The sequence below is a fragment of the Serinicoccus profundi genome, assembly GCF_008001015.1.
In the GTDB taxonomy this organism is placed as follows: Bacteria; Actinomycetota; Actinomycetes; order Actinomycetales; family Dermatophilaceae; genus Ornithinicoccus; species Ornithinicoccus profundi.
Window position 1 is genome coordinate 72,681 of record NZ_CP042862.1, and the last position, 20,345, is coordinate 93,025.

16 protein-coding genes and 1 pseudogene are annotated in these 20,345 nt (G+C 71.4%); 7 read left to right on the plus strand and 10 right to left on the minus strand.

The genetic code is table 11. The features are described 5' to 3' along the window. Positions 1 to 4: 4 nt before the first annotated feature. Positions 5 to 889 carry a substrate-binding domain-containing protein gene (locus FA582_RS00320; protein ID WP_081480543.1) on the minus strand — a complete coding sequence of 295 codons (885 nt, stop codon included), beginning with the start codon at positions 887 to 889 and terminating at the stop codon, positions 5 to 7. A 2-nt stretch (positions 890 to 891) separates the two neighbouring features. Here FA582_RS00320 and FA582_RS00325 point away from each other — a divergent pair. The 3 genes and pseudogenes from FA582_RS00325 (at position 892) to FA582_RS00335 (ending at position 6,142) form a co-directional block, all read left to right on the plus strand. Then, positions 892 to 2,245: pseudogene (locus FA582_RS00325) on the plus strand (ABC transporter substrate-binding protein). A 115-nt stretch (positions 2,246 to 2,360) separates the two neighbouring features. Continuing rightward, entirely contained in the window at positions 2,361 to 4,718 is a 2,358-nt protein-coding gene (locus FA582_RS00330; protein ID WP_147899701.1) for an excinuclease ABC subunit UvrA, read from the plus strand. Positions 4,719 to 4,858: 140 nt separating this feature from the next. Then, positions 4,859 to 6,142 (plus strand): serine hydrolase domain-containing protein, encoded by a 1,284-nt coding sequence (locus FA582_RS00335; protein ID WP_158640842.1) that lies wholly within the window; start codon positions 4,859 to 4,861, stop codon positions 6,140 to 6,142. A gap of 10 nt (positions 6,143 to 6,152) precedes the next feature. On the opposite strand, the gene FA582_RS00340 is transcribed toward FA582_RS00335, so the two are convergent. Then, positions 6,153 to 6,584, minus strand: coding sequence for a hypothetical protein (locus FA582_RS00340; RefSeq protein ID WP_010147320.1), 432 nt, complete (start codon positions 6,582 to 6,584; stop codon positions 6,153 to 6,155). A 62-nt stretch (positions 6,585 to 6,646) separates the two neighbouring features. Here FA582_RS00340 and FA582_RS00345 point away from each other — a divergent pair, with 62 nt between their 5' ends. Beyond that, positions 6,647 to 7,561, plus strand: a complete 915-nt coding sequence (locus FA582_RS00345; RefSeq protein WP_010147319.1) for an exodeoxyribonuclease III — start codon at positions 6,647 to 6,649, stop codon at positions 7,559 to 7,561. 341 nt (positions 7,562 to 7,902) lie between these two features. Here FA582_RS00345 and FA582_RS00350 read toward each other — a convergent pair whose 3' ends face one another. Beyond that, positions 7,903 to 9,753 carry a Na+/H+ antiporter gene (locus tag FA582_RS00350; RefSeq protein ID WP_010147317.1) on the minus strand — a complete coding sequence of 617 codons (1,851 nt, stop codon included), beginning with the start codon at positions 9,751 to 9,753 and terminating at the stop codon, positions 7,903 to 7,905. A 134-nt stretch (positions 9,754 to 9,887) separates the two neighbouring features. Here FA582_RS00350 and FA582_RS00355 point away from each other — a divergent pair, with 134 nt between their 5' ends. From FA582_RS00355 to crtI, 3 genes are all read left to right on the plus strand, one after another. Then, positions 9,888 to 11,249: an extracellular catalytic domain type 1 short-chain-length polyhydroxyalkanoate depolymerase gene (locus FA582_RS00355; protein ID WP_238705455.1), complete on the plus strand. Its 1,362-nt coding sequence runs from the start codon at positions 9,888 to 9,890 to the stop codon at positions 11,247 to 11,249. Positions 11,250 to 11,355: 106 nt separating this feature from the next. Then, on the plus strand, positions 11,356 to 13,032 hold the full coding sequence (idi, locus tag FA582_RS00360) for an isopentenyl-diphosphate Delta-isomerase (protein ID WP_010147313.1): 1,677 nt from the start codon (positions 11,356 to 11,358) through the stop codon (positions 13,030 to 13,032). After that, the gene (gene crtI / locus FA582_RS00365; protein ID WP_010147312.1) at positions 13,029 to 14,522 is read left to right on the plus strand and encodes a phytoene desaturase family protein; all 1,494 of its coding nucleotides are present in this window, start codon (positions 13,029 to 13,031) and stop codon (positions 14,520 to 14,522) included. The genes idi and crtI overlap by 4 nt, the downstream gene beginning before the upstream one ends. A gap of 692 nt (positions 14,523 to 15,214) precedes the next feature. Here crtI and FA582_RS00375 read toward each other — a convergent pair. From FA582_RS00375 to FA582_RS00400, 7 genes are all read right to left on the minus strand, one after another. Beyond that, positions 15,215 to 15,559: a type II toxin-antitoxin system HicB family antitoxin gene (locus FA582_RS00375; RefSeq protein ID WP_010147309.1), complete on the minus strand. Its 345-nt coding sequence runs from the start codon at positions 15,557 to 15,559 to the stop codon at positions 15,215 to 15,217. Further along, the gene (locus FA582_RS00380) at positions 15,556 to 15,804 is read right to left on the minus strand and encodes a toxin HicA (RefSeq protein ID WP_029540722.1); all 249 of its coding nucleotides are present in this window, start codon (positions 15,802 to 15,804) and stop codon (positions 15,556 to 15,558) included. Before FA582_RS00380 ends, FA582_RS00375 begins: the two co-directional genes overlap by 4 nt. An 85-nt stretch (positions 15,805 to 15,889) precedes the next feature. After that, a complete protein-coding gene (locus FA582_RS16675; protein WP_051125138.1) occupies positions 15,890 to 16,321 on the minus strand; it encodes a tyrosine-type recombinase/integrase in 432 nt (143 codons plus the stop codon). After that, on the minus strand, positions 16,270 to 16,815 hold the full coding sequence (locus FA582_RS16680; protein ID WP_051125137.1) for a tyrosine-type recombinase/integrase: 546 nt from the start codon (positions 16,813 to 16,815) through the stop codon (positions 16,270 to 16,272). The genes FA582_RS16675 and FA582_RS16680 overlap by 52 nt, the downstream gene beginning before the upstream one ends. A gap of 141 nt (positions 16,816 to 16,956) precedes the next feature. Next, the gene (locus tag FA582_RS00390) at positions 16,957 to 17,463 is read right to left on the minus strand and encodes a hypothetical protein (protein ID WP_202798084.1); all 507 of its coding nucleotides are present in this window, start codon (positions 17,461 to 17,463) and stop codon (positions 16,957 to 16,959) included. Positions 17,464 to 17,728: 265 nt separating this feature from the next. Then, complete coding sequence (locus FA582_RS00395; protein WP_147899702.1) at positions 17,729 to 19,024, minus strand: tyrosine-type recombinase/integrase; 1,296 nt, start codon at positions 19,022 to 19,024, stop codon at positions 17,729 to 17,731. After that, positions 19,021 to 20,130, minus strand: a complete 1,110-nt coding sequence (locus FA582_RS00400; protein ID WP_147899703.1) for a tyrosine-type recombinase/integrase — start codon at positions 20,128 to 20,130, stop codon at positions 19,021 to 19,023. The genes FA582_RS00395 and FA582_RS00400 overlap by 4 nt, the downstream gene beginning before the upstream one ends. Between the last annotated feature and the right edge of the window lie 215 nt (positions 20,131 to 20,345).

Below are 20,345 nucleotides of genomic sequence, written 5' to 3' on the forward strand. Positions count from 1 at the left end.
CCTCTCAGAGCCCGCCCGCGAGCCGTGGATACCGACCGCGGTCACCGTGTCTCGACATCCATCGGGAACGTCGCCGATGGAGGTCGGCAGAAGGTGACCGCACTCCGAGGGGGCGGGGCGGACGAGCGGGGTATGCGGGCGCGAGGGCGACGTCGCCGGGCACCGACCGACGCGCCGCGTGCAGGGCCTCGAGGGCTCCGGCGGCGACCGCGTCGGAGGTGGCGAAGACGCCGTCGAGATCCGGCGCCCGCTCGAGGAGTTCGCGCATGGCGTCGCGGCCCGCGGCGTCCTCGTAGAGCGGCCGTTCGACGACGAGCTCGGGGTCGAAGGACTCGCCCAGGGCGTCGCGGAAGCCGGCCAGCCGGTCCGAGCCGGAATCACGGTCGAGCCCGACGGCGATGATCCCGACCCGCCGACGACCCGCCGCCACGAGGTGCTCGGTCACGGCACGGGCGGCGCTGCGGTTGTCGATGCCGGCCCAGGGCATGCACACCTCGCCCGGCGGGCGACCGACGAGCGCGCTCGGCAGCGCCGTCCCCTGCAGCGCCTCCAGCAGCGAGTCGTGCTCGCGCGCGGAGACGATGACCACCCCGTCGACGAAGCCGCCGTGCAGGTAACGCGCGACCCGCTCGGTGTCGCGCTCGGAGTCGATGACCAGGCTGACGAGCTGCTGGTCGGCCTGGGAGAGCACCCGGTTGGCGCCGAGCAGGATGGCGCAGATGTTGGGGTCCCCGAGCTGCGCCTCTACGTCCTGACCGGGTCGCTGGTCTCGATCCTGCCGCTCATCGTCGTCTTCCTCCTCCAGCGCTTCTGGCGCACCGGTCTCGGCACCGGCTCGATCAAGTAGTCCGCCCACCCGTCCCACCCACCACCCACGAAAGAGTGACATCGATGAAGATCAGCACCCGCGTGGCCAGCGTGACCTCGCTCGCTCTGCTCCTGCCCCTGGCCGCCTGCGGTGGCGGCTCCACCAGCGACGAGGGCAGCGGCTCCGGCGCTGCTGCTGGCGGCGGCGAGGCCACCGCCTGCGAGCCCAGTGAGGGCGAGGTCTCCCTCACCTTCTTCTCGTGGGTGCCCGGCATCGACGGCGTCGTCGACATCTGGAACGAGCAGAACCCCGACATCCAGGTCGAGGTCCAGACCGGCCCGAACGGCAACTTAGGCACCTACCAGAACTTCTTCAACCAGCTCGAGGCCGGCAACCCGCCCGACCTCGGTCAGATCGAGTTCGACGCGCTGCCCAACTTCCGCGTCCCAGGACGGCCTCACCGACATCGGCGGCTGTGAGGGGGTCATGGAGACGCAGGAGAAGTTCGTGGACTGGACGTGGAGCCAGGTCCAGCTCGGCGAGGAGGACGCGGTCTACGCGATCCCCCAGGACACCGGCCCGATGGCCATGTTCTACCGCGAGGACCTCTTCACCGAGGCGGGCATCGAGGTGCCGACGACTTGGGAGGAGTATGCCGCCGCCGCCGAGCAGGTGCGCGAGAACGACGGCTACATCACCAACTTCTCCACGAGCGACATCAACCAGTTCGCCGGCTTCGTGTGGCAGGCGGGCGGGTCGTGGTTCGCGACCGAGGGCGACACCTGGCAGGTCGGGCTCGACAGCCCGGAGTCCGTCCAGGTCGCCGACTACTGGAACGGCCTCATCCAGGACGACCTGGTCTCGACGCTGCCGCCGTGGACCACCGAGTGGGACAACCCCTACAACACCGGTGAGGCGTGGACGTGGGTCTCGGCCGTCTGGGGCGCCAACTCCCTCATGTCCGGAGCGCCCGACACCGAGGGCAGCTGGCGGGTCGCGCCCATGCCGACCTGGGGCGATGAGCAGGCCGCCGGCAACTGGGGCGGCTCGACCACCGCGGTCTTCAAGGGCACCGAGCACCCGCACGAGGCCGCGCAGTTCGCGCTGTGGCTCAACACCTCCGAGGAGGCGCACACGGCGCTCATCGAGGCCGCCAACCTCTACCCCGCGACGACCGAGGGCCAGCAGCTGCCGGCGCTGACCGAGGGCGTGCCGTTCCACGGCGACCAGGCGATCTACGAGGTCTTCACCGAGGCCGGCGCCACGGTGCCGACCGAGTGGACCTGGGGCCCGACGATGACGCAGGTCTACAACGACGTCGCCGACGGCTTCTCCTCCGCCGCCAGCGGCGACGGCAGCCTGGCCGACGCCCTGGGCTCCACGCAGGAGTCCACGCTCGGCGCCCTGGAGAGCCAGGGCATCCCCGTCGGCGAGTAGTCGACCTCCGACCGCGACCGGGCGCACCCACGTGCGCCCGGTCGCGGCGCGTCGCCACGGCATACCCGTGCGTGCGGCACCGGGGTGTGTCCGCCGCCCGTGGCACGATCAGCGCATGCATCCTGCGGACAGCCACGACGTCATCCGGGTCCGCGGCGCCCGGGTCAACAACCTGCGGGACGTCGACGTCGACATCCCCAAGCGCCGGCTCACGGTCTTCAGCGGGGTGTCCGGGTCGGGCAAGTCGAGCCTGGTCTTCGGCACGATCGCCGCCGAGAGCCAGCGCCTGATCAACGAGACCTACTCGGCCTTCCTGCAGTCCTTCATGCCGGTGACGAGCCGTCCCGAGGTCGAGGAGCTCGACGGGCTGTCGGCCGCGATCGTCGTCGACCAGGAGCGGCTGGGCGCCAACGCCCGCTCGACCGTCGGCACCGCGACCGACGCGTATGCCCTCCTCCGGATCCTCTTCAGTCGCCTCTCCGAGCCGCACGTCGGCCCGAGCTCGGCCTTCTCCTTCAACCTCGCCAGCGCCAGCGGCAGCGGCCGGCTCGTCGTGGACAAGGGCGGCAAGCCGCCGAAGGGGGAGGCCGCGACCTTCGAGTTCATCGGCGGCATGTGCCCGGTGTGCGAGGGCATCGGCACCCAGGCCGCCATCGATGAGGACGTCGTCGTCGACCGGACCAAGAGTCTCAACGAGGGCGCGATCCTCGTCCCGGGGTATGGCGTGGGCACCTGGGGCTGGAAGATGTACGGCGAGGAGGGGGCCGCCGCCGACGGCAAGCTCGACATGGACAAGGTCCTGGGCGACTACTCCGAGCGCGAGTGGCACTGGTTGATGTACCAGGAGCCGACGAAGGTGAAGTTCGCCGGGATCAACCTCACCTACGAGGGGCTGGTCGTGCGGATCCGGCGCACCCTCTTCGGCGACCGCGACCCCAAGCAGAAGCACATGATCGAGTTCAAGGAGCGGGTGGCGACCACCGGCCCCTGCACCGCCTGCGGTGGCACCCGGCTCAACGAGGCGGCCCGCACCGCGACGGTCGCCGGCACGACGATCAGCGAGTGCACCGCGATGCAGGTCAGCGACCTGGCGGAATGGGTCCGCGGCATCACCGACCCCTCGGTGCGGCCGCTGGTGGCCAACCTCGCCGCGATGCTCGACTCCTTCACCGAGATCGGGCTGGGCTACCTCTCCCTGGACCGGGAGGCCGGCACGCTCTCGGGCGGGGAGGCCCAGCGGGTCAAGATGATCCGCCAGCTCGGCAGCGCGCTGACCGACGTCACCTACGTCTTCGACGAGCCCACCGTCGGCCTGCACCCGCACGACATCCGGCGGATGATCGCGTTGCTCACCTCGCTGCGTGACAAGGGCAACACGATCCTCGTCGTCGAGCACAAGCCCGAGGTCATCGAGGCCGCCGACCACGTCATCGACATCGGCCCGGGGGCGGGCAACGACGGCGGCACCATCACCTTCGAGGGGGAGGTGGCCGGGCTGCGCGCCTCCGACACCGTCACCGGGCGCTACCTCGACCACCGGATGTCGCTGCGTCCTGCCGACCAGGTCCGCCCGGGCACCGGCGCCATCGAGATCCGCGGTGCGTCCACCCACAACCTCAAGGACGTCGACGTCGACCTGCCGACCGGCGTGCTGGTGGCGGTCACCGGGGTCGCGGGGTCGGGCAAGAGCTCCCTGGTCCACGGCTCGCTCGGCGGGCGCGAGGACGTCCTCATCGTCGACCAGTCCGCCATCCGGGGTTCGCGCCGCTCCAACCCGGCGACCTACTCGGGCCTGCTCGACCCGATCCGCACCGCCTTCGCCAAGGAGAACGGCGTGCCCGCCTCGCTCTTCTCCCCCAACTCCGAGGGTGCCTGCCCCGTCTGCAACGGCCAGGGCGTCATCTACCCCGAGCAGGGGATGCTCGCCGGGGGGCCCTCACGCTGCGAGACCTGCGGGGGCCGACGCTTCCGCGACGACGTCCTCGAGCACACCCTCCACGGGCTCACCATCGCCGAGGTCTTCGAGCTCTCGATCGCCCAGGCCGCCGAGGTCTTCGGCACCGGCAAGGCCAAGGGGATTCTCGCCCGGCTGGTCGACGTCGGACTCGGCTACCTCCGCCTCGGGCAGCCGCTCACGACGCTCTCCGGCGGCGAGCGCCAGCGGCTCAAGCTGGCCTCGCAGCTCGGAGGCAAGGGCACGACGATCGTCCTGGACGAGCCCACCGCCGGGCTGCACCTGGCCGACACCGAGCGTCTCGTCGAGATGCTGCATACCTTGGTGGAGCAGGGGCACAGCCTCATCGTCATCGAGCACAACCTCGCCGTGGTCGCCCACGCCGACTGGGTCATCGACATCGGTCCGGGCGCCGGGCACGACGGCGGCCAGGTGGTCTTCGAGGGCACCCCGGTCGACATGGTCGAGCGGGGCGACAGCCTCACCGCCGAGCACCTCAAGGAGTGGGTGAGCGCCTGAGCGGCGAGTGTCCGCACGATCTCATCCTGTGGGCGGAGGCAGATCCGGCTGCGGGCTGATGTGCCCGGGGGCCCGGGTGACGAGGGTGGAAGGGACCGATTCGTCGAGACCGAGGAGTCACCACCATGCACCGTCGCATCATGAGCAGCGCCGTCGCCCTGGCCCTGACCGTCACTCCGGCCGTCGCCCTGGCCACGCCCCAGGAGGGCGGGGCCGAGTTACCCGCGGCGCTCGGGTCACCTGCGGCCCCACCCTCGCTCGAGGAGGAGTCGGTGCGGGAGGCCCTCCGTGACGCCGCCTCCGAGGCGGCCACCCAGGTCGCCGCCCAGCGCACCGACGCCTCGGCGCCGGGCGGCCCGGTGCCGCGATCGATCCGCCCGGACCTCGACGCCGCCCTCGACACGATCGTCGCGGACGGCGCGATCGGTATCAGCGCGACCGTCGAGACGCCCACCCTGAGCTGGGCGGACGCCGCGGGGCGGCGCCACCTGGAGGGTCGGGCTCCTGCCCTGGAGCGCAGCCCTGTGCGGGTCGCGAGCAACACCAAGATGATGATCGCGACCCTCGTCATGCAGGAGGTGGAGGCGGGCACCTGGACACTGGACACCCGGGTGGAGGACGTCATACCCGGGTTGTTCTCGGGGCGTCCCGAGATCACGATCCGCCACCTGCTCAGCCACACCTCGGGTATGCCGCTGGGCACCTACGAGCTCATCACCCCCTACGCGGGCGAGGACCCGGAGGACTGGGACGCCTTCGTGTCCGCTATCAGCCGCGACTACACCGATGCAGAGCACATCCAGGCCGTCAACGCGGCTCCGTGGCCGGGCGAGCCGGGTGAGGGCTACACCTACTCCAACGCCGGGTACGTCGCGCTCGGCATGCTGCTGGAGCAGGTCACCGGTGAGTCGGTCGAGACGTTGGTGACCGAGCGCGTGCGTCGGCCGGCGGGCATGGGGCAGTCGAGGTACCCGGACGACCCCGGCCTGACCGGACCTGCCCTGCACGAGGCGATGTTCGTCGACGGGCGCGGCTGGATCGGGCTCGACGGCTTCGACCCCGACGTCTTCTCGCACAGCGGTGCGGCGACCAGCACCGTCGAGGACCTCAACGACTTCACCCGCTCGCTCATGTCGGGGGAGCTCGTCTCGCAGGACTCCGTCGAGCAGATGATCACGCTGTCGTCGGACAACCCCCTGGGCTACGGGCTCGGCACCTACGCGATCCCGGACCCGTGCCGTCCAGGTGAGTTCCTGCACGGGCACGACGGCGCGACCTTCGGCTCGCTGAGCATCGCCCTGAGCTCGCGCGACGGATCACGCCAGCTGGCGCTCGGGGTGACCGGGCGCGACCTCACCGTCGGTCAGGACGCGCTCTACGACCTCAACGACATCCTCGTGCCGATGCTGCTCGCCTCCTGCTGAGGGCGCCCTGTCAGGGACGCTCCTGGTCGAACTCACCCTCGCTCACGTGCATCGCGGCCTCCTCGGCCGGGTCGCCGGCGCCGGACTCGAAGCCTTCGATGCCGGCGTCGGCGTCGCCGCCCAGCACGTCCTGGTCGGCGGGGATGGCGTCCGGGTCGTCGCCGCCGAGGAGTTCGGGCTCGCGGCTGGTGTCCTCCCCGCCGGTCTCCGGGCGGCCGTAGGACGTGCCCTCCTCCGGCAGCTCCTGGGAGATCCGCTGGTCGATGGTCTCCTCGGCCGGGTCGTCGTCGGCGAACTCCGAGCTCACCGGGCGGCGGTCCGGCGGGCTCCAGGCGACATCGGCGGTCGAGCTCGGCTCGTCGAGGTTGACCTCCGCCTCGGCCTCCTGCTCCGGGGAGTAGTCGCGGGTGCCGCTCTCGTCCTCATAGGGGTTCTCGCTCATGGGTCCACGGTGCGCGCTGACACCCGCGTCGGCAACTCCAACCGGACGTCTAGCATCGCCGGATGCTTCGCGTCGCCTCCGTCAACATCAACGGCATCCGGGCCAGCCGCCGACGCGGCCTGGGGGACTGGATGGCCGCCCGCGACTGCGACGTCCTTACCTTCCAGGAGGTCCGGTGCACCCTCGCCGACCTGCCGGAGGACGCCTTCGGCGGCTACCACGCGGCCTACGACCCCGGGTCGGTCGCCGGCCGCAACGGCGTCGCCGTCCTCACCCGCCGAGCACCTGCGGCGGTGCGCACCTGGGGAGCCGACGTGCTGCTGCGGGGGCCGGGGGAACGGCATACCTCGGTGGTGGCGGCGCAGGTGCCCACCCTCGCCCGCGGCATCTCGAGGTATGCCGGTGAGGGGCGCTACCTCGAGGTGGACCTGGCCGACGCTCCCCTGACGGTGGCGGCGCTCTACCTGCCCAAGGGTGGGCTGCCCGCTCACCTGCAGAAGCCGGGGCGACAGCGCCAGGCCCCGGACGGCGGCGCGAGGTATGAGCGCAAGATGCACTTCCTCGACGCCTTCGCCCGGCAGCTCGGGCGGGCCCGGCGGGAGGCCCGGGCGCGAGGCCGGGACTTCCTGCTCACCGGCGACCTCAACCTCGCGCACACCCGGCTCGACGTCGCCGCATGGCGCCGCAACCAGCAGTCGGAGGGTTTCCTGCCGGAGGAACGGGCCTGGCTCGACGCCCAGCTCTCACCACGGACCCTCGTGGACGTCGTCCGGCACCTGCACCCTGCCGAGCCCGGCCCCTACTCGTGGTGGTCCTGGCTCGGTCAGGCGTATGCCAAGGACGCCGGGTGGCGGATCGACTACCACCTCGCCACGCCGGGCCTGGCCCGCACCGCGGCGCGGGCGGAGGTGGACCGGGAGCACGCGGGCGTCCGGCTCTCCGACCACGCCCCGGTCGTCGTGGACTACGAGGGCTGACCGGTGGGCTGGAGGGCCTGCTGTCGGTGGGCTGGGGGCCCTGCTGACCGGTGGGCCGGGGGGCCCGCTGTCGGTGGGCTGGGCGCCTCGGGTGCCTGCTGTCGGTGGGCTGGGCGCCTCGGGTGCCTGCTGCTCCCCACGCTCGCGCTCGCCTCGCCGAACGTCAGGTCTCGCAGGTCACACGCGCACCAGACCGCCAGGAAATCAGCCTGTGCCGGAGATATGCGAGGCGCAGATCCTTTCTTCCTGGCAGGTCGTGACAGGTGTGACGAAAGCGGCCGCCGAGACCGCCTGAGGGGCCATCGACCAGCGACGTACTCGGTCAGAGACGGCGAGGGCCTTCAGGTCGCGAGGTGGTGCACGTAGCACCACCGCCAGCCCTCCCCGGGCTCGGCCGACTGCATCACCGGGTGCCCGGTCTCCTGGAAGTGGGCGGTGGCGTGCTGACCTGCGGAGGAGTCGCAGCAGCCGACCTGGCCGCACTCCAGGCACCGGCGCAGGGCGACGACCTCGCGACCCTCGCGGGCGCACGGCTCGCACCGGGGGTTCTCGACGCGGGGTGCGCGGGGGTATGCCGTGAGCTCGGCGCACTGGAGGTGGCCGTCGCTGCCGGTCGCCCGGATGTCCTGCCGGGCGGTCGTCGAGGTGTCGATCATCGATTCCTCGAGGTCGAGCATGCCGAGCACCTGCCGCACGACCGGCGAGGGGACCTTGCCCTTGGCGCGGATGTGCAGGATGCGCTCGCGCTCGGCGGCGATCATCGCGCGCCGGAGCTCGGCATACGCGTCGGACGGCGTCTGCTGGCCCTCGGTCGTCGACAGCTGCTCCCACGCGGCGAAGGTGCGCTGGTCCAGGCGCTGGCGGATGGTGCGGGCGACCTCGGCGGTCTGCGGCGTCTCCAGCTCGTCGAGGCGCTCCAGCCCCACGGTCGCGGCCTGCTGGAGGAGCGTCGCCCGCGCGAGGGCGTCGTCGGCCGGGTCCGGGGGGCGCACCCGCAGGACCCGGGTGAGCGCGGGGAGGGTGAGGCCCTGCAGGAGCAGGGTGCCCGCCACCACGGTGAGCGCGACGAGCAGGAGGAGGTCACGGTAGGGGGCGTCCTCGGGCAGGATGAAGGCGCCCGCGAGGGTGACGACGCCGCGCATCCCGGCCCAGCCGATGAGCGTGGTCTCCGCGAGCCCGGCCGGCTCGCGGCGCTCCCCCAGCCGGCTGCCGAGCAGCGGGCGGGTGAGGTGGACCCAGGCCATCCGGACCGCGATCACCGTAGCCAGCGTCGCGAGGCAAACGGTGAAGATCGTGCTCAGCGGGAGGTCGGAGCCGGAGAGGTCCTCGACAATCCACCGGGCCTGGAGGCCGATGAGGAGGAAGACGACATTCTCCAGCAGGAAGGAGATGGTGCTCCACGTCGTGCTCTCCACGATCCGGCCCCGGGCGGTCTGCAGGGCGAGGGACCGGTGGCTGAGCAGCAGCCCGACGACGACCACGCTGAAGACCCCGGACGCGCCCAGCTCCTCGGCGATCAGGTAGGCGGCGAAGGGCGTGACGAAGGAGACCGCCGTGTCGAGCAGCGGGTCGTGCAGGCGCCGCCGGACCCAGGCGACGACCCGGAAGACGATGAGCCCGATGAGCACCCCCCCGCCCGCGGCGAGGAGGAAGTCGCCCGCCACACCGGTGGCGGTCACCCCACCCGCCATCGCGGCGATCGCGGTGCGCAGGGCCACCAGCGCGGTCGCGTCGTTGAGCAGCGACTCGCCCTCGAGCACCGAGACGACCCGTCGTGGCAGCCCGATCCGTCGGCCGACGGCGGTGGCCGCCACGGCGTCGGGCGGGGCGACGATGGCTCCGATCGCGAGCGCGACCGGCCAGCCGATGTCGGGCAGCAGGGCCATCATCACCGCGGCGACCGCGAGCATCGTCACGACCACGGCCGCGACCGAGAGCAGCATGATCGGGCGCAGGTTGGCCTTGAGGTCGACGAGCGAGGTCGACAGGGAGGCGGTGTAGAGCAGGGGAGGCAGCAGCCCGATGAGCACGATCTCCGGCGACAGGTGGATCTCGGGCACGCCGGGCACGAAGGACAGCGCGATGCCGACGACGGTGAGCAACAACGGGGCCGGCGCTCCCAGGCGCGCGGACAGCGCCTCGCCCGCGATGACCACGATCGCGAGCAGCACCAGCACGATGGCGATCTCCACGGAGTCAGTGTCTCCCCTCAGGCGCGTGAACGACATACCGAGACATGAATCACCTTTCACGTTAGGGTCGGTGGCGGGACGGAGCGACCCACGCCGACACCGTCGTCGGCACCGACGACCTGGAGGTCCCACCCATGAGGAAGTCACGCACCGGTATGCCGACGCTCGCGCTCGGAGGCGCCCTCGCCGCCGCCCTGGCGCTCGGAGCACCCGTCGCGCTCACCTCACCCGAGGCGGAGGCGCTCGCCTGCGAGCCACCGTTCGACACCCTGCCCGGTTGCGACGGCGGCGGTAGTGCTGCGGAGGGGTGGGTGACCGAGTCGATCGCGGGGATGTCGGTGCGCCTCTACGTGCCGCAGACCGCCCCGACGGCAGGGTCGGGCCGGGCGCTCATGGTCAGTCTCCACGGGTGCGCGCAGACCGCGTCGACGCTGCAGGCCGGCGCCAACTGGCAGGCGACCGCCGACGAGTACGGCATGGTGGTCGCCCTGCCGGACGCCCCGAACGGCGGCGTCATCTTCGGCTGCTGGGACTACTACGACAGCAACCACTCGCGCACCAACCCGGCCCGCCACGACGACAACCTGCTCGACCTCGTCGACGACCTCACGGCGCGCCCCGGGCTCGGCCTCGACGCCGACCAGGTCTACCTGTCAGGCCTGTCCTCCGGTGGCGGGCAGACGATGGTCATGGGGTGTCTCGCGCCGGACGTCTTCGCCGGGATCGGCATCAACGCCGGGCCGACCGTGGGCACCTCCTCCTCCCAGATCTCCTCGGTCTCGACGACGAAGGCCGCGGGGACGAGCACGTGCACGGGCTTCGCCGGCGCGGCCGCCGGGGCCTTCGACACCCAGCTCACCTCGGTCGTCTACGGCAACAACGACGGCACCGTCGCGCCGGGCTACAACACGCTCAACGGCCAGATCATGGCCGGGATCTACGGCGCCTCGACGACGAGCACCCAGAGCCTGGCCGGGGTGCCGGGCAGCAACACCGCGGGGAGCGCGACGATCTATGCCGATGCCGCGGGGCCGCGGGTCTCGGTCGTGCAGAACACCGGCCTCGGGCACAACTGGCCGGCCGGCGAGGGGCCGGGCGGGGCCTACATCTCGACCAACAGCATCGACTACCCCGCCTACGTCACGGACTTCTTCTTCGACCACAACCGGCGCGTCGACGCCGGTGGCGACCCGACCGACCCCGACCCCACCGACCCCGACCCCACCGACCCCGACCCCACCGACCCCGACCCGACCGACCCCGACCCGACGGACCCGACCGACCCTGACCCGACCGACCCGGAGGGGCCGTGGTGCGGCACGGCGACCAATGCCGAGCACCAGGCGGCGGGCCGCGCGATCAACTACGGCGTGCACCCCTACAACCCCTACTACGCCGTGGGCAGCAGCGACTACCTCGGCCAGGGTGACGGCACGACGAGCACGTTGATCGAGACCTCCGAGGGGGTCTTCGACGCGGTGACCGCCTGCCCCTGAGGCCGCCCGCTCCCCCCGGGGGGCGGCACGCCGCTGGGCGACATAGACTCGGGGCAGGTTCTGGACCGGTCCCGGTCGAGGCGGGACCGTGTCCCTAGGAGCGTGGATGACCGGAGAAGAGCGTGGTCGGGTGCGGCATACCCCCCCCGACGACGAGGTCGTGCTGGTCGATGACGACGCACGGCCGGTCGGGACGGCCCGGCGTCTCACGGTCCACGACGAGGACACCCCGCTGCACCTAGCCTTCTCCCTCTACCTCTTCGACCGCGAGGGGCGTGTCCTGCTCACCCGGCGGGCCCTCACCAAGAAGACGTGGCCCGGGGTGTGGACCAACGCCTGCTGCGGGCACCCGCGGCCCGGTGAGGCCGATGCCGACGCCGTCCGGCGTCGGCTCGGGGAGGAGCTGAGAGTGCGCGTCGAGAGCCTCTCGGTGGCGATCCCCGAGTTCCGCTACCGCGCCGTCGACGCGAGCGGCATCGTCGAGCACGAGATCTGCCCCGTCTTCGTCGGCACCGTCGCCGACGACCTCGACCCCGACCCCGCAGAGGTCGCCGAGCACGCCTGGGTCGCCTGGGAGAGCCTGGTGGCGACCGTGCGAGCCACGCCGCACCTGCTCAGCCCGTGGGCGGCGCAGCAGGTCCTCCTGCTCGAGGCCGAGCGCGGCAGGTTGCCCCTCGGGCCCCCGCGGAGCGACCAGGAGCAGCCCGCGCCGGGCGTCGAGGACACCCTGACCAGGATCGGTGAGCTCATCGACCGGGAGTGCGCCTGGACCGAGCAGATGTGGGCTGGGCTCGCCGCGGCCGGTCCGGTCGACCTCCTGTCACCGGATCCCGGTGACCTGCCCACCTGGCTGCGCCGGACCCTCGCCTCGGGCGGCAAGCGGCTGCGGCCGCGGATGTGCCACTGGGGCTTCGTCGCGACGGGGGGCCGCGGGGGTACACCCGCGCACGACCACGTCGTCCGCGCGGGCGCCGCGCTGGAGGTGCTGCACGCCTTCGCCCTCATCCACGACGACGTCATGGACGAGTCGGTGCTGCGGCGGGGGACGCCCGCCGCGCACGTCGTCGCAGGCACCGCCCACCGGGAGGCCGGCGCCCGCGGTGACGCCGGGCGCTTCGGGGACAACCTGGCGATCCTGCTCGGCGACCTGGCCCACGCGGTCGCGGACCGGCTCGTCGTGCCGCTCCCGCCCGTCCTGCGCGACTGCTGGTATGAGCTCAACCTGGAGCTCCTCGCCGGGCAGCGGGCGGATCTCACCGGCGCGGCAGCCGGGCGCCGCGACGCCGGTCACGCCCGCGACGTGGCGGCGCTGAAGTCCGGTGCCTACACGATCGAGCGGCCGCTGCGGCTGGGCGCCATGGCGGCCGGGGCGGACCCACGTCAGCAGGAGGTGCTCGGCTCCTACGGGCGGCACCTGGGGCGGGCCTTCGCCTGGCGTGACGACGTCCTCGGGGTGTGGGGCGAGGATGCGGTGACGGGCAAGCCGTCCGACGACGACCTCCGGGAGGGCAAGGCCACGATGATCTGGGTGCTGGGTGCGCAGCGTCTGACCGGCGCCGCCGCAGAGGTGATGGACCGGGTCACGACCGAGCGGGCCCGGCCGGACGACGTGCGCGTGCTGCGCAGGATGCTGGAGGAGGCAGGCGTGCGTGAGGAGATGGAACGTCGGATCGCCGAGGAGGCCGCGGCCGCGCAGGAGGCGCTGGACGTCGACTGCCTGAGCGAAGAAGCTTTGGTCGGGCTGCGCGACGAGGCCCGCGCGATTGCCTGGCGCGACGCATGAGCCACGTCATCGTCATCGGCGCCGGCCTGAGCGGTCTGGCCGCAGCGTGCCACCTTGTCGGCGACGGTCACCGGGTCACGGTGGTGGAGCGCGAGGACGTGCCCGGTGGGCGGGCCGGACGACTCACCCGCGACGGCTTCACCTTCGACACCGGCCCGACCGTGCTGACCATGCCGGACCTCATCGACCGGCCGCTGCGGGCGGCGGGCTCGAGCCTCGCGGAGCGGCTGGACCTCCAGCTGCTCGACCCGGCATACCTCGGCTTCTTCGCCGACGGGAGCACCCTGCAGGTGCGCCACGGGCACGAGGCGATGCGCGCGGAGATCCACCGCGAGTGCGGCAGCCTGGACGCGGCGGCCTTCGACGAGTTCGTCATCTGGCTGCGCCGGCTCTACCTCGCGGAGATGGGGTCGTTCATCGACCGCAACTTCGACCGCCCGACCGACCTGCTGGCCAACCCGCGCGCCGCGGCCACGCTGCTGCGCATGGGCGGCTTCGGGCGTCTCGGGCCGATGATCCGGCGCCGGTTCCGCGACGAGCGGCTGCACCGGCTCTTCTCGTTCCAGGCGATGTATGCCGGTCTCGCACCCGACGACGCGTTGTCCATCTACGCGGTCATCACCTACATGGACTCCATCGAGGGCGTCTACTTCCCGCGCGGAGGGATGCGCGCCGTCCCCGACGCCCTCGCCGGGGCGGCCGCGGACGCCGGGGCCGAGTTCCGCTACGGCACGTCGGTCAGCGAGCTGGTGCGCGACTCCTCGGGCCGGGTGCGGGGAGTGGCGACCGACGACGGCGAGCAACTCGCTGCCGACGCGGTCGTGTGCACGGTCGACCTGCCCACGGCATACCGCTGGTGGTTGCCCGATGTGCGGCCGCCGCGGGCCGTGGGCGGACTCCTGGGCGGCGACTACTCCCCGTCGTGCGTGGTGTGGCACCTGGGCGTCAAGGGCGTGCCGGAGGGCAAGGCGCACCACAACATCCACTTCGGGCACGAGTGGTCCGGGGCCTTCGATGACCTCCTCAAGCGCGGCACCCTGATGCGCGACCCGTCCCGCCTGGTCACCGTGCACTCCCTCGACGACCCGGAGGCCGCGCCCGAGGGCCACAGCACCCTCTACGTCCTCGAGCCGGTGCCCAACCTGGACGTGGGCTCCCTCGACTGGGAGTCGGCGTCGGCGCGGGAGTCGATGCGGGAGCGGCTGCTGACCTTCCTGCAGGACGCGGGCTATCCCACCGAGATCGTCACCGAGGAGCTCGTCACGCCGGCCGACTGGCAGGCGCAGGGTATGGCGGCCGGCACCCCCTTCGCGCTCGCCCATACCTTCCCGCAGACCGGGCCGTTCCGGCCCGGCAACGTCGACCGGCGCGTGCAGGGCCTGGTCTTCGCCGGGTCCGGGACGGTGCCCGGCGTGGGCGTGCCCATGGTGCTGCCGTCGGGCCGGCTGGCAGCGCAGCGGGTCAGCCAGATGCTGGGTCATCCGGCCTGACTGTGGGTCTGCCCGTACCGTCGTATGAGACCGAGCGTGCGCATCATGGGGCTAGCGTGAGGCCATGAGGACGACGATCACCTTGAGTGATGATGTCGCGGCGGAGGTCGAGCGACTTCGTCGCGAGCGTGGCGTGGGCCCGAGCGAGGTGGTCAACGCGCTCGCCCGCCGAGGCATGGCCGCCGCCGACACGCCAGCGCCGCGCTACGAGCACCACTCGACCAAGCTCGGCCTCAAGGTGGACGTCCGCAACATCGGCGAGGTCCTCGACCTGCTCGACGAGGAGAGCCCCTACGTCAACCGCGCCGCGACCTGGCTCACACGCCCTCGCGGGGCACGAGCGTGTCGGACTCCCCTGGCAGACCATCGGCTCTTTTCTCCGGATCTCCACCCACCCGCGGATCGCTCAGAGCCCACTCTCGGCCGGTGCGGCGCAGAGGTACGTGGACCGCTGGCTCGCTGCTCCGCCGGTGTGGGTGCCGCCAGCCACGGCACGGATGGTGGCTGCGTATGCGCAGCTGTCGGAGGCTCACCACGTCACCGGAAACCTGGTCCCGGATGCACAGTTGGCTGCTCAGGCCCTCGAGTTCGGCGTCGCCGTGGTCTCGTCCACTCGACACGGCCCATCCCTCAGGCGTCGGATGCGCTGGCCGGCCCCCACCTAGCCGCATGCGGCATGTCCGGATGATTGTTTAGGACGCGTCGCCAAGCTTGCGGATGACGTACTGGTTGAGGCTGAGGTGCTCTTCGGCCGCCTTGAAGGCGAGCTGGCGGTGGAGTCGTTCACCGACACGGAGATTGAACTTGCCCGAATAGGCGCGAGAGGACAGTGGGTCTGGAATCGGCTCACCGTTGCGGTGCAGGTCTGTAACGACCTCGTCCACCAGATCGCGAAGGCCTTGCAGGGACTCGTCCTGGGTTGGGGCGAGCCAGGACAGGGAGGGCAGTTCGAGGCAGGTGGCGACGAACTCTTGGTCCTCGGGCGACCAGCTGACGCGGTAGGTGTAGTGGGTGACGTCGGGGATTGTGGTGCTCACTGGGCTGCCTCCTTCTTGTCGATCGCTGTCAGGACCTGGCGGACCTGGTACGGGTTGGCCTTGCCGTGGTCGTTCTGGATATTCACTCGCGGGTCGCCGGGCCAGGGGGTCTTGTACACGGCGTGGGAGCCACCGCTGGTCCTGGGCGGTCCGAAGTAGTGCTCGCACACCTTCGAGAGGTCCTCATACCGGATGTTGGCCGGGTTGGCCCTCATCTGGGCCAGGATCTTCGCAACTGACAGCACAACTCGATGGTACTGCTCGTAGTACCATCGAGCAAGGGGATCCGCACCCGAGGGCTGGGCTGGTCGAACAAGGACCGGCTGTTCGTCAGGTGCCGGAGGCCATGTAGGCGGCGAGGATGTAGTTGGGGTGACGGTCGAGGTTCTTGCGGGCTCGGTCGTAACGCATGGTGGTGCGGGGGTCGGCGTGGCGGGCGGCGTGGACTTCCCGCAGGTCGACATCGGCGTCGAGCATGGTGGTGACGAACGTGTGCCGGAGCATGTGGGGGTGCATCCGGGGCAGGTTGATGCCGGCGTCGTCGGCCAGGTGGTGCAGGCGCCGGGTCGCGGCGTGACGGTCCATCCGTCCGCCCTGCCGGTTGCGCAGGATCGGCCCATCCTCACGGTGGTCGACGGCGCGTTCGATCGCGCGCTGCACGGCTGGGGGCAGCGGGGTCAGCACCACCTTGCCTCCCTTGCCTCGCACCTTCAGCACCCGGTGGCCGTGCTCCTCGCGCAAGTCCTGGATGTTCGCGCGCACGCCTCGAAGATGCGCAGTCCGAGCAGTCCGAGCATGGTGACCAGGGCGAAGTCGTTGATGTTGATACTGGCCCGTGCGGTCTGCAGCATGGCCTCGAACTGCAAGTGGGAAAGTCCCAGGGTGGGTGATTCGGGTGGCACGTGCGGTCGGCGGACGTGGTCGGCCGGGGAGGCGGTGAGGACACCGTCGATGACGGCCGTGCGGTAGAACCCGATCACGACGGACAGCCGCCTTGAGATCGTGGACGGCTTGTACCGGCGGGTCTCCTGCATCCACCGCACGTACAGCTCGACGTGCACCCGATGGGCGGCCAGCGGTTCCAGGTGACGTTCGGCGCACCAGGTAAGGAAGGCGCGCAGGTCCGACTCGGTGTGCGTGCGCGTCTGCCCGGTGTAGCGGGCAAGGTGCGCGGCCACCGCCTGGCGCAGCGCGGCAGCGGAGGGGTCGTCGGTCGATATTGGAACGAGGGCGGAGGTGATCTGGAAGTTGTTCATGAACCATCGTGACCGCACATGATCGATGCGAATTCGAGCCGACCGACGCGCGGCAGATCCGGATGCCTCGGCCGTGCCAAGGTAGGGCTGCCGACAACCGCTCTGTTGTTATACATATGGGAGCCGGGGGCGTCAGTCCACTTAGGTGTAGAAGGGCTGCGGCTGGGTTGGGTCGGCTTCCACCACGTCGAGATCCGCGACGCTGAGCAGAGCGTCCACGACATCTTGCGACGCTCCGATGCCTGCCCAGTGGGGGTCTACGTCTGCGGCGATGCACCAGGCGTGGTCGGCGGGCCAGACGAAGGCGGGACACAGGTCCTGCCGGGGTATGCCGGGTGCCATGTCGGCGGCGTCCCAGTTGCCCACGTCCCAGACCGGTCCCCGGAACAGGTAGTAGCTGCGATGCTCGTGCTCGACCATCGGGCCGTCGAGCACTTCTACGGGGAAGGCTGGGCGAGCTCGGGGGGCCTCGCGCTCCTGTCCTGTGGTGCGGTCGACGAGGAATCGGATTGTGTCTGCCCGCAGGTCACCCGCTCCTTCCCACAGGCAGTGAAAACCGTCATCGGGCGTGGTGGTGTGGTGCTGAAGCACCTCGGCCAGTCGGCGCAACAGTCGTATCTCAGGAACAGGCTCACCGTCATGGTTCACCGCCTCAGTTTCGGGCACTCCAGGCTCGACGGGGTCGGGCAGGAAACGTAGGCGCGCGTATGCACTGAACACGGGTGGCCCGAAGAGTGGAAGTCTCGGCCAGGGCTGAGCATGCTGCGTCAACCACTCGGCAGCAGACAGGTCAACAGACGGGCTCAGGCTCACCCCGCCATCCTGGCACCCCAGCACCGAGCGAACGGTAGGACAGGACGATAGCTGCTCGAGCGTAATGCGGCATTATGCACGTGATGGGGGTGGGGGTGGTTCATGATGCTTCGCCGTTCTCGAGGTTGTTCAGGAGCTGGGTGAAGAGCTGGGCTCGGTGGGTCTGGCCCTTGGCGTGGGCGTCGTCCTGCTGGGCCTGGAGAGTGGGGCGAAAGGCGATGGTGGTCTGGAAGAAGGTGCAGGTCTCGCAGATCGACTCGAAGGCGCAGTCGAGCTCGGGGGGCCTGGTGCAGTAGCCGTTGCCGAGCATTCGGGAGTGCTCGCGACGGAGGCGGGCCATGTTGGGTCCGAGGGCGTCGGCGGGCAGCTGGGCGGGGTCGTTGTAGAGGGCGTCGACCTTGTCGGTGACGGCGAAGTACTCCTCCGCGACGGTGCGGTTGGCGATGCGGGCGTAGCGCAGGGTCATGTCCATCGAGGAGTGGCCTAGCATCGCGGCGATGGCTTCCAGGGACATGCCGCGGTTGATGGCCTGGGTGGCCAGGGTGTGGCGCAGCTGGTGGGGGTGGATGTGGCCCAGCCCGGCGGCGGCGCCGGCCTTGTTGATCATCCGGGTGACGGTGTGCCGGTCCAGCGCCCGGCCGTTCTCCCTGGGCAGCAGCAGCGGGTGGGTGGGGTCGACGTGGGTGGCCCGGTAGTCCTGGATCAGAGTCACCACGTGCGGGTGCAGGGGCAGGTAGCGGTCCTGGTGCAGCTTGCCGACCGGGACGTGCAGCCAGGGTCCGGCGCCGATGTGCACGAGCGCGTCGGCGGGCAGCGCGGTGTACTCGCTGACCCGCAGACCGGTGCGCAGCAGCACCTCCACGGTCACGCGCAGCAGCATCCGGGGCTGGGCCTGGGCGGCGCGCAGCAGCCGGGCGGCGCTCGGGTCGTCCAGTGCTTTGGGCAGGGGCCGGTCCTGGCGGGGCAGGTCCCCGGAGAACATCGGCACCCGGGCCGGGGCGTCGTCCCAGTCCCACTCGGCGATCCGGATGAAGAACATCCGCAGCGTGCCGAGCCGGCCGGCGATGGTGGCCAGGCCCAGCGGGGCGCCGCCGCGGCCGGGGCGTGCGGCCAGCCACGGCTTGTAGGCCTCGATGGTGGACCGGTCGATGTCGGCCACGCAGGCCAGGGCCGGGGTGTGGGTGAGCAGGTAGGTGGCGAAGCAGCGCAGCGACTGGTCGGCGCCGTTGACGCTGCCCGGGCGCAGCACGCAGGCGATCTGGGTCAGGTAGGCCTGCATGGTGGCCGCGACCATGGGCAGCTCGGCGGCGATCTGGTCCCAGGTCGCGACCGGTGCGGCGCCGCCGCGCTGGTCCTGCCCGGGGTCGAACCGGACCGGCAGAGCGGTGGTGCTCATCGCAGCCTCCGGAACCCCGGCAGCGCCGGTCGCTCACGCGGCGGCGGTGTGAGGGTCGGGAGGGCGCCGGGGGTGCCGGCGAAGACCTGGGCGTCGATGACCTCGGCGGCCCTGCGGTACTGGGAGGCCAACCAGCAGTCGTCGGCCAGGTGCAGGTAGATCCGGGTGGACTCGATCGAGGCGTGCCCGGCCTGTGCCTGGACGGCCTCCAGGGCCATCCCGGCCTCCCGCAGCCGGGTCAGGCAGGTGTGCCGCAGCTCGTGGCAGGTGCCGTGGGACAGGCCCGCGCGGGCCCGGGCACCGGTCAGGACCTGGTCGATGCCGCGCACGGTCAGCGGTTGCCCGCGGGTGGGACCCTTGAGCACGACGAACAACCGGTCGGTCGCGGCGTCGGCGGGACGTTCGGTGGTCAGGTAGTCGGCGACCGCGGTGAAGAACCTGGCCGAGACGGGCACGATGCGTTGCCGTCCGCCCTTGCCCTCGGCGATGAACACCCGCCGTTCGGCGAGGCGCAGGTCTTCCAGGCGCAGGCCCAGGACCTCGCAGCGGCGCAGCCCGCCGAGCACCATCGCCGCGACCATGGCCCGGTCCCGGTGGGTGCGCAGGGCGCCGGTGAGGGCGTCGACCTCGGCTGGGGCCAGGATCTGCGGCAGGGACCGGACCCGCCTGGTCAACGGCACGCCCTGGGAGGGCCGGGATCTCTCCCGGCGGGTCGGCAGCCCCCGGGGAACCGGGTTGGTGACCACGTCCCCGCGGACCTGCAAGAAGGCGTAGAACCCGGAGATCGTGGAGACCCGCCGGGCGATCGTGGCCGGCCCGACCCCGCCACCACCGTGCCGGGGCAGGCCCTGGACGACGCCGGCGGGCCGGCCGGTGCGCTGGGCGGTGATGAAGGCGAGCACGTCGGCCGGGACCGCCTCGGTCGGGTCCTTGCCGAGCACGCCCAGGAAGATCCTCAGGTCGTACGCCGCGGCCAGGACCGTGTTCGGCCGGCACCGCCCGGACAGGAAGTCCAGGTAGTCGTCCGCGCAGGCGACCCCGACCCGCAGCAGCACCTCACCCGAGGGCCCTCGCGACCTGACCAGACACGGATCCAGACCCGACATGTCACGACCTCCCGGTCCCTCGACCATCAGCCACACCGGCTGGTCGAAATCTCCCGGAAGATCACGTGCATAACAAGCAGAAGCGGATGCCCAGGGCGCCCACCCGCAGTGAGCCCCCGACCTGCGGAGATCGACATGCCCGCGTGTCGCCCACAGGCGCCAGCAGATTTCTTGCTAGTCTGAGCACCAGTTGGGGAGAACTACACCCTCAACCC

Excerpts from the sequence above, each read along its gene's own strand:
- FA582_RS00320 (WP_081480543.1), bottom strand. The coding sequence starts at position 889 with ATGTCACTCTTTCGTGGGTGGTGGGTGGGACGGGTGGGCGGACTACTT.
- FA582_RS00330 (WP_147899701.1), top strand. The coding sequence starts at position 2,361 with ATGCATCCTGCGGACAGCCACGACGTCATCCGGGTCCGCGGCGCCCGG.
- FA582_RS00335 (WP_158640842.1), top strand. The coding sequence starts at position 4,859 with ATGAGCAGCGCCGTCGCCCTGGCCCTGACCGTCACTCCGGCCGTCGCC.
- FA582_RS00340 (WP_010147320.1), bottom strand. The coding sequence starts at position 6,584 with ATGAGCGAGAACCCCTATGAGGACGAGAGCGGCACCCGCGACTACTCC.
- FA582_RS00345 (WP_010147319.1), top strand. The coding sequence starts at position 6,647 with ATGCTTCGCGTCGCCTCCGTCAACATCAACGGCATCCGGGCCAGCCGC.
- FA582_RS00355 (WP_238705455.1), top strand. The coding sequence starts at position 9,888 with ATGAGGAAGTCACGCACCGGTATGCCGACGCTCGCGCTCGGAGGCGCC.
- idi (WP_010147313.1), top strand. The coding sequence starts at position 11,356 with ATGACCGGAGAAGAGCGTGGTCGGGTGCGGCATACCCCCCCCGACGAC.
- crtI (WP_010147312.1), top strand. The coding sequence starts at position 13,029 with ATGAGCCACGTCATCGTCATCGGCGCCGGCCTGAGCGGTCTGGCCGCA.
- FA582_RS16680 (WP_051125137.1), bottom strand. The coding sequence starts at position 16,815 with ATGAACAACTTCCAGATCACCTCCGCCCTCGTTCCAATATCGACCGAC.
- FA582_RS00395 (WP_147899702.1), bottom strand. The coding sequence starts at position 19,024 with ATGAGCACCACCGCTCTGCCGGTCCGGTTCGACCCCGGGCAGGACCAG.
- FA582_RS00400 (WP_147899703.1), bottom strand. The coding sequence starts at position 20,130 with ATGTCGGGTCTGGATCCGTGTCTGGTCAGGTCGCGAGGGCCCTCGGGT.